Origin of the sequence: Microcoleus sp. SVA1B4, from assembly GCF_036700545.1 — a bacterium.
Classification (GTDB): Bacteria; Cyanobacteriota; Cyanobacteriia; order Cyanobacteriales; family Microcoleaceae; genus Microcoleus.
Genome location: NZ_JAUBPB010000081.1, coordinates 14,286 through 28,716, shown reverse-complemented (window position 1 = coordinate 28,716; position 14,431 = coordinate 14,286). Strand labels below are relative to the sequence as shown.

Sequence of the window (14,431 nt, the reverse complement as noted above, 5' to 3'; positions counted from 1 at the left end):
GTCCCGCCCGTCCAAAAAGGACGGGCGGGACGCCCATCCCACAAACTTGTGGAAGTTATTTAATTCTCATTCCTTATGATGTTTTCTCACATTGCGGATTGTTTGGCCTGACGCACCTTATCCTATAATTAGCGCGTTATCCTATTTTACATAATTTTTCCAAGACCGCATACATATCACCCGCAAACTTTTTCGGATTCCACAGCGGCGACAAATTGGCTGGATCTTTAGATTTCACCAACTGTGATTTAATTGCATTTCTCAATTCACGATCTTTGCCCAATTTTACACCCACTTCCACATATTCCGACCAAGACAAAGCCACACCTGTTTCAATTCCCAAAGTCTGCAAAAACGAATAACCCATTCTCGACAAAAATTGCTCTCCTGTGCGAGTCACCACCGGCAAATTAGACCACAAAGCCTCTAAAGTTTGAGTTCCTCCGTTGTAAGGATAAGAATCTAACAACACATCTGCCAGCAAATAGATAATTCTGTGTTCTTCCTCAGTAGCAAACCTCGGCAAAAACTTAATTCGGTGCTTGCTCACTTTCTCAGCTTCGCAAGCTTGGTGATATGCAGCCTCAAACACCGCAGCATCGCCTAAAGCTTTGTGAATTAAGATACTGTTCGGCACTTCTTTGAGAATCGCAATTTGTGCTTTTACCAAGTCGCGATTAAATTTTCTGCCGGGACTGACGCACAGGTAAACTATCTGATCCAAACCGATCCGATGCGACCTTCTCAATGCAACCGGATCGACTCCATATCTCTGAAAACCGGACACCGCTACAAAGGAATCAGGCATCCTAATTAGCTGCTCGTCATAATATTTTTCCCTGTCTGCAGGGTGCGAGTGCCTGTCTGTAAGAAAGTAATTTTCCGGCGATATGTAAGGGGCGTCAAATCCCAGCCAAGAAACACAAACTGGTGCGGGTTTTTGGTAGAGAATATCAGCGTGCACTGGTACGCTGAGAGAATCTAAATCAACTAAAACGTCCAATTCATCTTGCTGAATTTGGTCGATAATTTCGGCAGAGTTTGCAATTCCGTTCGGGTAGGTTGTGGGAAAAGTCAGTTTGCCAAAACTTTCAAATTGCTGAGTGCGATCGTCAGGAACAATTCTTTCGGAAGCGTACAAATACACATTGGGTGTGATGTCGGACAATTCGCGAATGATGTCAGCGCTGCACCAACCTACAGAATGGCGGCTAAAGTGATTGGACAAAAAGCCGATTTTTAACTGGCTGGATGGAACCGTTGGTTTGAAACTGTAATTTGCGGGTTGAGAAAAATTAGGTTTAATACATTGGTAGATATACTTTTGGGCAATTAATCTGTAAAGTTTTGAGTTGGCTGTCAAGTCATCTCGCAAATAGGGTGTGCTGAATAACAAGTTTGCATAAAGCGATTTAATTTCCACCGGGCTAGCGGTTTCTAAGTTGTGCTGCAAGTATGACTCTAGCTCTAAAAATCGATCGCTCGCAATTTGATTTAATCCCGACACTTGATAGGTGCTGATGAAGTAAATAGCGGTCATAATTGGATCGGTTTCGGCACACATTTGGCTGTAGTGGTGCACGGCTTGCCGCGCGGCAGCTAAATCGCTAGTATCTCTGAGGATGCCGCACAAATGTTGGTGAGCAGAAATAAAATCCGGTTTAATTTCTAGAGCTTTTTGAAGGTTGGGTATTGCCTCTTTAAATTTGCCCTGGTGGCGCAAAACTTGGCCAATTTGACAGTATGCTTCGGCTAAATCGGGTTTAAATGCGATCGCCTGCTTCCATGCAGCCACCGCCTCATCTAACTTCCCTTGCCGCGCTAATTTATCTCCTAAATTTAAGTGAAAATCTACCTGAGCAAGGTGGGGATTGAGTTCGAGAGCTTTTTGCTCGTAGGCTACCGCTGCATCCTGCTGCCCCTGCTGCTTCAGTGCCCCTGCCAAATTCCAGTAAGCAGCAGCCAAATTTGGTTTAAGTTCGATCGCCTTTTCGTAATTGACAACCGCCTCCACCAAATGTCCTTGTTTGTAGAGCATACTGCCCAAATTAGCATAAGCCTCAGCAAAATCGGGATTCAGAGCGATCGCCTCGGAATAAAACCGCATCGCTTCCTCAATTTGGCCGCTTGCTTGCTGCACATTGCCCATTGTCACGTAAGCCGCCGCCCAATCCGGTTGCAATTCCAGAGCTCGGCGACAAGCAGCGACGGCTGCTGCTAAATTGCCTTGAGAGTAATAGGTTTCTGCAGCGACTGTCAGGGATGCAGCATCTTCAAATTGGGGTGTTTCGGATTGGTTGCTAAAATCGGAATTCATTTGGCGGCCTATCTGTGCTATCAAGTTAAAGGTTGAATCTATATTATTTTGCAGAGTAGCAGTTTTAGCGGAACTACGGGCGATCGTCACAGAGAATTTATGAGCGACAAGCAAGCGACACAGCGCCAACATAACATCAAGTGGAAACCAAACCTCCTGCTGGGGATACTCTTGTTAACCTTAGCAATCCCCTTACCCTTTGCCCAAAAGACTTTCGCCCAGCAGCAGCAGACAGCCAGCTTTCGGCAGAAATTATTTCAAACTGCTCTTTATTTCACCCTATATTTTGAGGGCGGATTCAGCAATCACCCAGCCGATAAGGGCGGCAGAACTTATCGGGGCGTTTTGCAAACGGAATACAACGCCTACCGCTACAGTCGTGGGCTTCCGCCCCTCGACGTGACGCAGATGTCGGAAGCAGAGCTCCTAGAAATTTATAAATATTACTGGGATTCGAGCCTCTCGGGCACGATGCAGCCGGCTTTGGCGATCGTCATGTTTGACACTGCCGTTAATTTCGGTATTAATAACTCTATTACCTTTCTTCAGCAAGCATTAGGATTGCCGCAAACGGGAGTTTTTGATGCCCGCACCAAGGAAGCGCTAAAAGGAGCGAATAATAGAAATACCGCGTTGCAAATGATTAACGAACGGATTATTTACCGCTACAAACGGGTGCAAGAAGATCCCACTCAAATGGCTTTTTTCCGGGGGTGGCTGAGTCGCGATTACAGTTTGTGGGGTTATGTGAACAAGATTAAGAATTAACAGTTAACAGTTAAGCTGTGGAGCGTTTAAAATAGTATTATATGGTGCCACGGGCCTCCGCGTTTCCCTTGCCGGTGGAAGCGATCGAGCCGACGCACCCTACAGGTTTCGTTAGTGGTTTAAATGCTCCACAGGTTAGTCCCTCTCTGCTGGGACGAAAGTTTATGTAGTAGCGGTTTTCAACCGCCGAGTCTTATCTGTTATGCCGATCGCATTTCCCACAGCCACAGCAGCCGATTGACAATGCCAGTGATCTTGTTGCAGAGTGATTCATCCGCTACCATTATCCCTCGATGTACTGAGTAAAAACACTCCGTCTTGCCGATGAATCGGGCGCCAATTTCCGAAATCGAAGGGACAACGAACCAGGAACAAGGAATTTTTTATTAAAATTTACACATACAAATATTAGTCAATTCTCCCAAATGCCTTCTACATAAGAGCCTTCCACCTTCATTTGACGCTCTATCTAAAGTTAGGTAAAATAATTCATATTTTATGCTTAGCAGCTTTGAGCAAATCTTCAGCAGCTTTGTATCTAAGGCAACAATATCACTAGAGTGTTTATTGTTACCTTTGATACGTAGAAACCAAATAATTAGAGGGAGCGAGAAATTGGAAGTTTTTGAACGATCGCAACAACGGCAAACGCCCTCAACCCGAATGGCTGCAGTCGAGTCTTTTTGCAAAAAAGCGAGTATTGCAGTAATGGCGATCGGCTGTACAGTCATTTTGGGTTGGATATTCGATGTGCAACTCTTAAAAAGCATTCTGCCCGGACTCGTTACCATGAAAGCCAATACTGCGGTATGCTTTATTTTGGGCGGGTTTTCTCTATTCATCCAACAGATAGGGCGCACCAAATTAACAGCAAGAAAGCCTCAAAAAAATTACAAAAAATTGATTTTATTATCCTCATTTTTAATTATATTAATTAGCCTATTAACCCTACTTCAATATAGCTTTAATTTAGACTTAGGCATCGACCAACTGCTATTTAAAGAAAGTTACACATTGACAATTACCGGAACACCAGGACGCATGGCACCGAATACTGCTGGTGCTTTTTTATTGCTGGGAACAGCGCTGCTGCTGCTGTCAGAACGTCGGCCTAAATACCTGCGGATTCAAATTTTAAGCTGTTGTGCATTTTTAATTGCATTTACGGGTTTGATAGGCTATTTCTACGACAAAGCTTTATTTTACCAAATTGGCAATAATACAGGGATGGCTTTGCACACCTCAGCAGCATTTATGTTGCTGAGCTGCGGCATTTTATTTGCCAGTCCCGATCGAGGATTGATAGCAGTAATGACGAGCGATCGCGCGGGCGGCATCATGGCGCGGCGCTTGTTGCCACGGGCAATCATTATCCCACCTTTAGTCGGTTATTTCATCCTATTGGGAGATCGGTTACAAGCCTACACGCCGGAGGTAGGGATATCGCTGTTAAGCGTATTGAACGTGATTATTTTTACAGTTCTGATTTGGCAGAATGCCAAAACTCTCTGCAGCGCAGACCGGAAACGCTATCGAGCGGAACTGGGACTGAGAAAAGCTAAATTAGACTTAGAAAATCAAGTTGAGAAACGGACTATCCAACTGCAAATAACCAACGAGCAATTGCAACAGCAAATTTTCGACTCTCAAACAACAAAGCAGGCGCTTCAAAAAAACTACAATCTGTTGATGACAGTAATCAACAGTACGCCCGCAGCCCTATTTGTCAAAGATATTCAGGGCCGTTATCTAATGCTTAATGCTGCGGGAGCCAGTATAATTGGCCAGTCTGTAGACGACATTATCGGCAGAGATGACAGCGAGTTGTTTCCGCCGGAAATTGCGGAAAATATTATAAAAACCGATCGCCCAATTATGGCAGCGGGAACAACGGAAGCGATCGAAGAAGAGCTGCCCGTCAAAGGAAATTTGAGGATATTTCTTTCTACAAAAAGTGCTTACCGGGACGGCTTAGGAAAGATCAGCGGTATAGTTAGCATCGCGCGGGATATTACTGAGAGCAAACAAGCCGAAATCGCTAACAGAAGTTTAGCAGCAATTCTGGAAGCAACCCCGGATTTTGTAGGTATCTACAACCTCGAAGGACGCGCCATTTACATTAACAAAGCCGGCAGAAAAATGGTGGGTATCGGCGAAAACGAAGAGATATCCAAGCGAAAAGTTGCAGAATTCACGGCAGCCTCAGCCCGCAGCACTTTGAAACAAGCGATCGCCACCGCTGTTTCCGAGGGCTTTTGGAGTGGAGAAACAGCCTTCGTGTCAGCATCGGGACTCGAACTTCCCGTCAGCCAAGTCCTCATCTCCCACTCCGCACCGGGCGGCAAACTCGCATACATTTCGACGATCGCCCGCGACATCAGCGATCGCAAACAAGCTGAACAAGCGCTGCAACTGTCTCAAGCTCGTTTCGCTGGCATTGTAGAAATTGCCGACGACGCGATTATTTCGGTGGATGCTGAGCAAAAAATTATCCTGTTCAACCAAGGTGCAGAACGGATTTTTGGCTGGACGGCTGCGGAGGCGATCGGGCAATCCCTGAGCCTGCTGTTGCCCGAAGCTTGTGCCACCCTTCACAGTCTCCTCGTCAGCAATTTCGGCGACGTTCAACAAGCCCGAACAATGGGCCACCGCAAAGAAATTTTCGCCCGCCGCCGAGATGGTACGGAATTTCCCGCCGAAGCTTCTATTTCCCAACTCGAAGTGGCAGGCGAAATCATATTCACAGCTATTTTGCGCGACGTGACAGCCAGCCGCCAAGCCGAAGAAGCTGTGCGTCTGAGCGAGGAAAGATATCGATCGCTGGCAATGGCAACCGCACAGATGGTTTGGACGACCAACGCTAGCGGAATCTTCGACAAGCCTCAGCCTGATTGGATAGCTTATACGGGCATGAGTTTGAAAGAGAAGGACAACTCGATAGAAGCAGTGCACCCAGAAGACCGCGATCGCACAATACAAGCTTGGATGCGGGCCATAGAAACAAAAAGTCTCTACGAAGTGGAGCACCGCTTGCGGGCCGCCGACGGCAGCTACAGACACTTCTGGGTGCGGGGCGTTCCCCTTTTGGCAGCCGACGGCAGCATTCGCGAGTGGGTGGGCACTCACACCGACATTAGCGATCGAGTCCAAGTTTTGGAAGCACTCAAGCAGTCCGAGGGACAGTATCGATCGCAAGCAACCGAGCTCGAAAAAGCTGTCCAAGAGTTGCACCAAGCTCAAACTCAACTAATCCAAACCGAAAAAATCTCTTCTCTCGGCCAGCTAGTCGCCGGAGTCGCCCACGAAATTAACAATCCCATTAACTTCATCTACGGCAACATCACCCACGCCAGCCAATACACCACAGACTTGCTCGGTTTGCTCCACCTTTACCAAGAAAAATACCCAAATCCCGTCCCAGAAATTGTAGAAGCAGCCGAAGATATTGAAGTTGATTACTTAATGGAAGACTTTACGAAGATTTTGGAATCAATGAAAGTTGGAGCCGATCGCATCCGCGACTTAGTTGTATCCTTACGCAACTTTTCCCGACTCGACGAATCGCAGATGAAGCGAGTAGATATTCACGAAGGAATCGAAAGCACTTTGCTAATTTTGCAGCACCGGATCAAAGCTAATGTACTTCGTCCCGCTATTGAGATTATCAAAGAATACAGCAATTTTCCAAAAGTAGAGTGCTATGTAGGTCAGCTCAATCAAGTATTTATGAATCTTTTAGTAAATGCGATCGACGCCCTCGAAGAGTACAACAGCACTCATTCTTCAAAAGAAATATATGCTCGCCACAACCGAATTCGGATTAGCACAAGTGCGAATTCCGAGACAGTAACAATTCGGATTGCCGACAACGGGATGGGAATCAATCAAGAAGTTATTGGCAAGTTGTTCGACCCATTTTTTACTACTAAACCAGTCGGCAAAGGCACAGGCTTGGGACTGTCAATCAGCTATCAGATTATAGTTGAAAAACACCGAGGCAAATTGCGGTGTATTTCCACGCCTGGGGAAGGTGCAGAGTTTGTCATCGAGATTCCCATTCGCCAGGAAGTATCGCCTCTAGTCACAGGAAATAATCAATTAGCAGCAGTTGGTAGTTAATTGTTAGTTGCGATCGGTGGCATCGGAATTAATATTACCCGAAATCAGGAAACGGCAGTGCCGTTTCCCTACAATTATATCATTCCGAAGCTAGCGGATTTGATATAACCGGGCGGTTGGAAACCGCGTCTACACAAACGATGTCCGCCTCCGCGGACGAAGAAATATCGAATTTGAGATAAATGTGCGATGGCTTACGCCCCGCTACGCTACGACTCTTCAACCCGCGGAGGCGGGTTTTGTCTGTGTAGACGCGGTTTCAACCGCCGGGGTTTTTGGGTTGATGGCCGATGGGATTTTTGGGTTGATGGGCGATCGAATTTGAGAGAAATGTGCGATGGGATTTGATATCATTCCGGCACAGCCAGAATTGATATGACATAAGCTCTGCCTCAAGATCGCCCAAAACCGCAATAATTCTTTACAATAAAATAGTAAATATGATTATTCACTTAAATAAATCCCTTGAAAATGCCTGTAAACCAACTTTCTCCCACAATAGCCTCGACGCAAACACATACACTCGACTTTGACATAGCCATCGTCGGAGGCGGCATAGTCGGGGCCACCTTAGCCAGCGCCTTAAAAGATTCCGGCTTAAAAATAGCGATAATTGAAACCCAACTCCCCGCCGCCGCCGCAGCCAAAAAACAAGCCTATGCAATCACCCTGCTATCAGGAATGATCTTAGAAGGTATCGGCGTGTGGCAGCAAATCTTGCCGCAAATCACCACCTTCGAGCAAATTAGCCTCTGCGACGGCGACTATCCCGGTGTCGTCGAATTCCACCGCCCGGATTTGGGAAATACTGGCAAATTGCCTGTACCAAAAACAGCTTTAGGTTACGTTGGCGAGCACCGAGTCATGCTGTCAGCTTTGCAAGAATCTTTGGCAAAAAACCCGAATTTTAGTTGGGTTTGTCCGGCGGAAGTTGTCGAGGTAAAATATTTAACCGATTGCGCGGAAATAGAAGTCAAACAAAACGGCGAAACTCGGACAATTCGCACCAAATTATTAGTCGCCGCCGACGGTTCGCGATCGCGCATCCGCACCGAAGCCAACATCAGCACTCGCGGCTGGAAATACTGGCAATCCTGCGTTGCTATCACTATTAAAGCAGAAAAACCGCATAATGATATCGCTTTTGAGCGCTTTTGGCCGAGCGGCCCGATGGGAGTTTTACCATTACCTGGGAACCGTTGTCAAGTAGTTTGGACAGCACCCCACGCGGAAGCAAAAGCTTTGCAACAAATGGATGAAACAGAGTTTTTGACTTTGTTGGAACAGCGCACGGGCGGGCTTTTGGGGCGTTTGGAATTGGAGAGCGATCGCTTTTTGTTTCCGGTGCAGTTAATGCAGAGCGATCGCTACGTTTTGCCCAGATTAGCACTAATTGGGGACGCCGCCCACTGCTGCCATCCCGTCGGCGGCCAGGGATTAAATATGGGTATTCGAGACGCTGGGGCGATCGCCCAAATCTTGCAACAAGCGCACCAAAAAGGCGAAGATATCGGCGATTTGCGAGTATTGAAACGGTATCACAACTGGCGCAAAAAAGAGAATTTAATCGTGTTAGGATTTACCGATTTTCTAGACAGATTATTTTCTAATACTTGGCTGCCAATTGTAGCATTTCGCCGCTTTGGATTGTGGTGTTTGCGGACAATTCCCCCAGTGAGGTTTTTAGCCTTGCGCTTGATGACAGGCTTGATGGGCCGGCCACCGGAATTAGGCATTTAGTCAAAATCAAAGAAACCGATTTTTTCTCGAATCTTCGCACTGTAACGAAGTCTCTCGCAAAAACCCGGTTTCTGGCTACTCACCCATCAAACTCAATTCATCGATGACTGGTATATAATTAAGATTGAACAGAGCCGATTAAAAGCTATGTCAAGTACAGCCAAAACGGAGGAAAAGAAACAATGAATTTAGAGCAAGCAGTTTTAGATAAATTGCGCGAATTGCCCCCGAATCAGCACCAAGAAGTTTTAGATTTTGCTGAATTTCTTCAGCAAAAAAACCTTATCAAACGACCTCTAAAGAGCGTCAAAGGAATGTGGAATAATTTAGATATGGATATCACCGAAGAAGATATTACCGAAGCTAGAAAAGAAATGTGGGGAAATTTTCCGAGAGGGGATATTTAATGACCGCCGTTGTAGCCGACACTCATACAATTATCTGGTATTTGCGGGAGAATGCTCGATTATCACAAACAGCTATGACTGCTTTGGATGCAGCATTAGCATGAGGCTATTCGATTTATGTGTCCGCGATTTCCGTTGTAGAATTAAGTTATTTAGTGGAAAGGTATCGATTGCCCGAAGAGGCATTTGAGGAGTTAATCAATGCCTTATCCGATCCGGGAACTGGTTTAGCCATCGCCCCTTTGGATTTAATCACAGCACAAATTCTGCGTCAGATTCCCCGCGATGTGGTACCAGATATGCCGGACAGGATTATTGCCGCCACTGCTTTATCTTTGAGTCTTCCGTTAGTCACCCGCGACGCAAAAATTCAAGCAGTAACAACTATTCAGACAATTTGGTGAATATGAGGGGAATTTACCATGCAAGAAACTGAGTGGGAGTTTGCGGAAATCTGGGCTGATACTCTGATATCTCCTCCTTATATCCTGATGTTAGTCAAGGAAATTTCAGGAAAATTTTGCATCCATAACCCGGCACAAAACTATAAAGTTATCTTTACCACTGACAATTACCAATCTGCTAAAATGTGGCTACTAGAGGATGAATATGAGCGTTTGAATAGTCGCATTTTACGAAAAGTATAAAATAAAGTGGTGTCGCCACAACCGCCAGGGGTTGAAACCCCTGGCGTCGGGCGAAAGTCGGTTGAAACCGACTGAAAATCAGAGATAAAAATGAAAAACTCTTTAGTCCTCTTCAGAGGACTTTTGCTATGAGACAGGGGGTTTCAACCCCTGGCGGACTATCGGGCTAACCGAGGTTTCTCGCCACTGGCACCATCAAAGAAACCGGGTTTTTTCCTCAATCTTTGCAATGTTACGAAGTTGGTCGCAAAAACGCGGTACAATGATGGACTCAGCTTGAACCCAGCCCTGACGGCAATAGAAAAACTATGCAGCCCGAACAAGAACAAGAAATTCTCAACCTGCGCGATCGCCAATTAACGCCCAAACAAATTGCCCGAAAGTTAGGATTGAAAGCATCCGAAGTCAGTACCTTTCTTCAATCTCATGCAGAACAAACAGCCCTCGCTAGCGCCGAAAAAGGAGAGTTATTGCCCGTTGCTCAATGTCTCGTGGATGTAAATTTTGCGAAGGTATTGTTGGGGAATGAAACCTCTGAAACGAGCGGTTTGGGTTTAGTGGTGGTGACTCGTTCCAAGGGATACAATCGTTTTGTTGCAGCCTCTTATTTGATCGACTACTGGTGTTTGGGAGTCAAGGATGTCATCCCGCCACGTAACTGCAACGATAGCCAATATAAAAAATTCGTTCAGCTTTCTTACTCGCAGTTTATGCAAGAGTACGAGGAGATTAGTTTAGAGCAAGCACAAGCCCTGGTTTGGGGTGCGATCGCCTATGCCAAAACATTAGGCTTTGAACCGCATCGCGATTTCGAGCAGTCGAAGGCTCATTTAGGAGAATCAACCAGCGAAATCGGCTTGAAATTCGGTCGCAATGGAAAACCTTATTATATTGAAGGGCCTCACGATAATACAAGGAAAATTATCAATACGCTTAAAAACTCTGTGGGAGACGGTAATTTCGATTACTTGTTCGGGATTGGGTAGAAATTGATACGGGGGAGCGTCAACCGCCAAACCATCAATCGTGATAAAATAAACATCGGTGTTACTGACAACTCCCCACAATGGAAGAAACCCGCGCCCAAGCCTATCTGGAATTGATTTTGACACTGCTGACTTGTCCCAACGGTGAGGAACCGCAGATTTTAGAGGCTAACTTAGAATTGGTAGATTCGGGGTTTCTGCAAGTTTGCGAGGTAGTAGCAGAAAACCTGTCAGAGAAAGGACAGGAAAATAACGCTAATTTTTTACGGAATTTTGCCAGTCAGCTAGGGCAATTATTGGGGATGAATGATGAGGAAGATAGCGATAACTCTGAAGGTGAAAATCCTCAAGAGTATGCAAAGTTTATCCAAGACTTATTGCAAGCAGAACAAGATAGCAAGAGCGATATTAAAGTAATTTACCCCATGCTGGCCGGGCGGCAACATCTCCTCAATGACCATTTTGGCGAGATTTTACAGCAAATAGCCCAGAATTTAATTGCCGAACATCCCGAAGCAATTGAATTTATTCTCGACCTCATAGGAAACTTGAGTATTCATATTAGTGACTTTCCGCTGGGTAAAAGAGCGAATAATCTTGAAATTGTCATTACCGGTTATCAAATACTTTTAAGTAATTGGGAACCCGGAAGCGAAAAATGGGCCCTGACACACAATAATCTGGCAACAGCCTACACGGATAGAATCAGGGGAGAGAAAGCTCAGAATATCGAACTGGCGATCACATCATACACTGCTGCATTAACCGTCCGCACCCGCGAAGCTTTTCCCCAAGATTGGGCGATGACGCAAAATAATCTGGGAGAAGCCTACAGTAACAGAATCAGGGGAGAGAAAGCAGATAATATCGAAGTTGCGATCGCATCTTACACTGCTGCATTAACCGTCCGCACCCGCGATGCCTTTCCCGAAAAATGGGCTATGACGCAAAATAATCTGGCAGTTGCCTACAGTGACAGAATCAGGGGAGAGAAAGCTCAGAATATCGAAAATGCGATCGCATCTTACACTGCTGCATTAACCGTCCGCACCCGCGATACCTTTCCCGAAAAATGGGCTATGACGCAAAATAATCTAGCAGTTGCCTACAGTGACAGAATCAGGGGAGAGAAAGCTCAGAATATCGAAAATGCGATCGCATCTCACACTGCTGCATTAACCATCTACACCCGCGATGCCTTTCCCGAATATTGGGCTGCGACGCAAAATAATCTGGCAATTGCCTACAGTAACAGAATCATGGGAGAGAAAGCTCAGAATATCGAAGATGCGATCGCATCTTACACTGCTGCATTAACCGTCTACACTCCCGATGCCTTTCCCGAATATTGGGCAAGGACGCAAAATAATCTGGCAGCAGTTTACAGTGACAGAATCAGGGAAGAGAAAGCTCAGAATCTCGAACTGGCGATCGCATCTTACACTGCTGCATTATCCGTCTACACCCGCGATGCCTTTCCCGAAAAATGGGCTATGACGCAAAATAATCTGGCAACAGCCTACAGTGACAGAATCAGGGGAGAGAAAGCTCAGAATCTCGAACTGGCGATCGCACTTTATCGCAATGCTTTAACTATCAGAACTCGCGAGGCTTTCCCGCAAGATTACACAGCAACTTTGTTTAATTTAGGAAATCTTTACCAAAACAACCAGCAATGGCAACTGGCTTACGATACATATACCCCAGCGATTGAAACAGTAGAATTTTTACGGGGTGAGATTCAATCTGGGGATGAAACCAAGCAGAAATTAGCCGAAGAATGGAATATGCTTTATCTCAATATGGTCGAAGTTTGCCTAAAGCTAAAAAACTACACCAAAGCCCTAGAATACGTCGAACGCAGCAAAGCCCGCAACTTAGTCGAACTCCTCGCCACCCGCGACTTATACCCCAAAGGCGATATTCCCGAAACCGTTCTCAACGAACTCTCACGCCTGCGTCGAGAAATTGATGCCGAACAGCGCCGACTAGAGAACGAACAGACAAATCGTAACAGCAACAGTGGCACAATATCGGGAGAACGCAGCCTCCAAATTGACCGCCTCCAAACTACCGGCCACGATGCTACCAATCTCACCCAATTGCGGCAACAACTCGACGAACTGCTCGTCCGCGACATCAAACCCATTGACCCCGACTTCCTGCTGACTCAAGAAGTTAAAGGCATCTTCTACGGCGATATTCAAGCCCTCACAGCAGAAAATACTGCTATCCTTCAGTGGTACCTCCTGGGCGACAAATTCCTTACTTTTATCATCACTCCTCAATCACCAACTCCTATAGTCTGGCAATCTTCAAAAGCCGACTTTCAAGCCTTGGTAAAGTGGCGCGAGGAATATCTCAGAGATTACCAAGAAGAGGATAAAACTCAATGGCGGGAAAACCTAGCCCCTCGCCTCCAAAGCTTATCTGAAATATTGCATCTCAATGAAATTCTGGGGAGAGTACCCAAACACTGCGATCAATTAATTTTAATTCCCCACATTTTCCTACACCTGTTCCCCATTCACGCCTTGCCGGTTAGCCCTGAAATCTGGCAGCGCTTTAACCCAGAAACCCAGTCTCTTGAACCCCACAATCCCTGCTTGCTAGATTGCTTCAAACAAGGTGTCCGCTATTCTCCCAGTTGCCAACTGCTGCAACAGGCACAAAGGCGAAAACGCCCCAATTTCACTCACCTATTTGCCGTCCAAAACCCCACCAATGACCTGCAATTTACAGACTTAGAAGTGCCAGCGATTAGTCAGCATTTCCACCCCAAAGATATCCTCATCCAAAGTGATGCCAAAAAATCAGTCATAGATGATAGCCGCCTCCGCATCGCCCACTGCGCCCACTTTAGCTGTCACGGCTATTTTAACTTTAATCAACCTTTGCTATCAGCATTGCTGCTAGCCGACTGCGAATTACCCCCGCCTCCCCCTGAAGAAAACCCCACTCGCTATCTACCCTTACAAAATGGCAACACCCTCGACCTCACCAAATGCCTCACCTTAGCAGACATCTTTGCCCTCGACTTCCGAGAATGCCGCCTAGTTGTGCTCTCCGCCTGCGAAACCGGCATCAGCGACTTTAGCAGCATCAGCGATGAATATATCAGCTTACCTAGCGGTTTCCTGGTAGCCGGCAGTTCGAGTGTCGTCCCCACCCTGTGGGCAGTCAACGATTTGTCAACCTCATTTTTGATGATAAAATTTTATCAGCTTCTGACAGCCGGGTTAAGTGTCTCCCTTGCCCTTAACTCTGCTCAACTTTGGCTGCGGGATGCCACTAAAGAAGATTTGCAAACATGGACAAAGCAACTTCCCCTACGTCGCGTCGCAAAAGCAAACCTGTACGATATGCTTGAGAAGATAGGCTCTAAAGAAATACGACCTTTTCAATCGCCCTACCATTGGGCTGCATTTTGTTCAGTTGGTCAATAGG

10 protein-coding genes are annotated in these 14,431 nt (G+C 46.1%); 8 read left to right on the top strand and 2 right to left on the bottom strand.

Translation table 11 applies throughout. The features are described from left to right. Nucleotides 1–136 precede the first annotated feature (136 nt). Nucleotides 137–2,317, bottom strand: coding sequence for a tetratricopeptide repeat protein (locus QT987_RS26090; protein WP_333246045.1), 2,181 nt, complete (start codon nt 2,315–2,317; stop codon nt 137–139). A 99-nt stretch (nt 2,318–2,416) separates the two neighbouring features. Here QT987_RS26090 and QT987_RS26085 point away from each other — a divergent pair, with 99 nt between their 5' ends. After that, nucleotides 2,417–3,085: a glycoside hydrolase family 108 protein gene (locus QT987_RS26085; RefSeq protein ID WP_006634869.1), complete on the top strand. Its 669-nt coding sequence runs from the start codon at nt 2,417–2,419 to the stop codon at nt 3,083–3,085. A gap of 615 nt (nt 3,086–3,700) precedes the next feature. Further along, nucleotides 3,701–7,204, top strand: coding sequence for a PAS domain S-box protein (locus tag QT987_RS26080; protein WP_333246043.1), 3,504 nt, complete (start codon nt 3,701–3,703; stop codon nt 7,202–7,204). 259 nt (nt 7,205–7,463) lie between these two features. Here the strand turns inward: QT987_RS26080 and QT987_RS26075 are convergent, their stop codons facing one another. Continuing rightward, nucleotides 7,464–7,586: a hypothetical protein gene (locus QT987_RS26075; protein WP_333109292.1), complete on the bottom strand. Its 123-nt coding sequence runs from the start codon at nt 7,584–7,586 to the stop codon at nt 7,464–7,466. A gap of 89 nt (nt 7,587–7,675) precedes the next feature. On the opposite strand from QT987_RS26075, the gene QT987_RS26070 reads away from it, so the two are divergent. The 6 genes from QT987_RS26070 (at nt 7,676) to QT987_RS26045 (ending at nt 14,430) form a co-directional block, all read left to right on the top strand. Continuing rightward, on the top strand, nt 7,676–8,944 hold the full coding sequence (locus tag QT987_RS26070; protein WP_333246041.1) for an FAD-dependent hydroxylase: 1,269 nt from the start codon (nt 7,676–7,678) through the stop codon (nt 8,942–8,944). Between the two features lie 182 nt (nt 8,945–9,126). Further along, nucleotides 9,127–9,351 carry a DUF2281 domain-containing protein gene (locus tag QT987_RS26065; protein WP_333246039.1) on the top strand — a complete coding sequence of 75 codons (225 nt, stop codon included), beginning with the start codon at nt 9,127–9,129 and terminating at the stop codon, nt 9,349–9,351. 119 nt (nt 9,352–9,470) lie between these two features. Further along, complete coding sequence (locus tag QT987_RS26060; RefSeq protein WP_333246037.1) at nt 9,471–9,755, top strand: PIN domain-containing protein; 285 nt, start codon at nt 9,471–9,473, stop codon at nt 9,753–9,755. A gap of 18 nt (nt 9,756–9,773) precedes the next feature. Beyond that, nucleotides 9,774–9,998, top strand: a complete 225-nt coding sequence (locus QT987_RS26055) for a hypothetical protein (protein WP_333246036.1) — start codon at nt 9,774–9,776, stop codon at nt 9,996–9,998. A 308-nt stretch (nt 9,999–10,306) separates the two neighbouring features. Beyond that, on the top strand, nt 10,307–10,984 hold the full coding sequence (locus tag QT987_RS26050; protein WP_333246034.1) for a DNA-binding response regulator: 678 nt from the start codon (nt 10,307–10,309) through the stop codon (nt 10,982–10,984). Nucleotides 10,985–11,064: 80 nt separating this feature from the next. Further along, nucleotides 11,065–14,430: a CHAT domain-containing protein gene (locus QT987_RS26045; RefSeq protein WP_333246032.1), complete on the top strand. Its 3,366-nt coding sequence runs from the start codon at nt 11,065–11,067 to the stop codon at nt 14,428–14,430. The last annotated feature ends 1 nt before the right edge of the window (nt 14,431 follow it).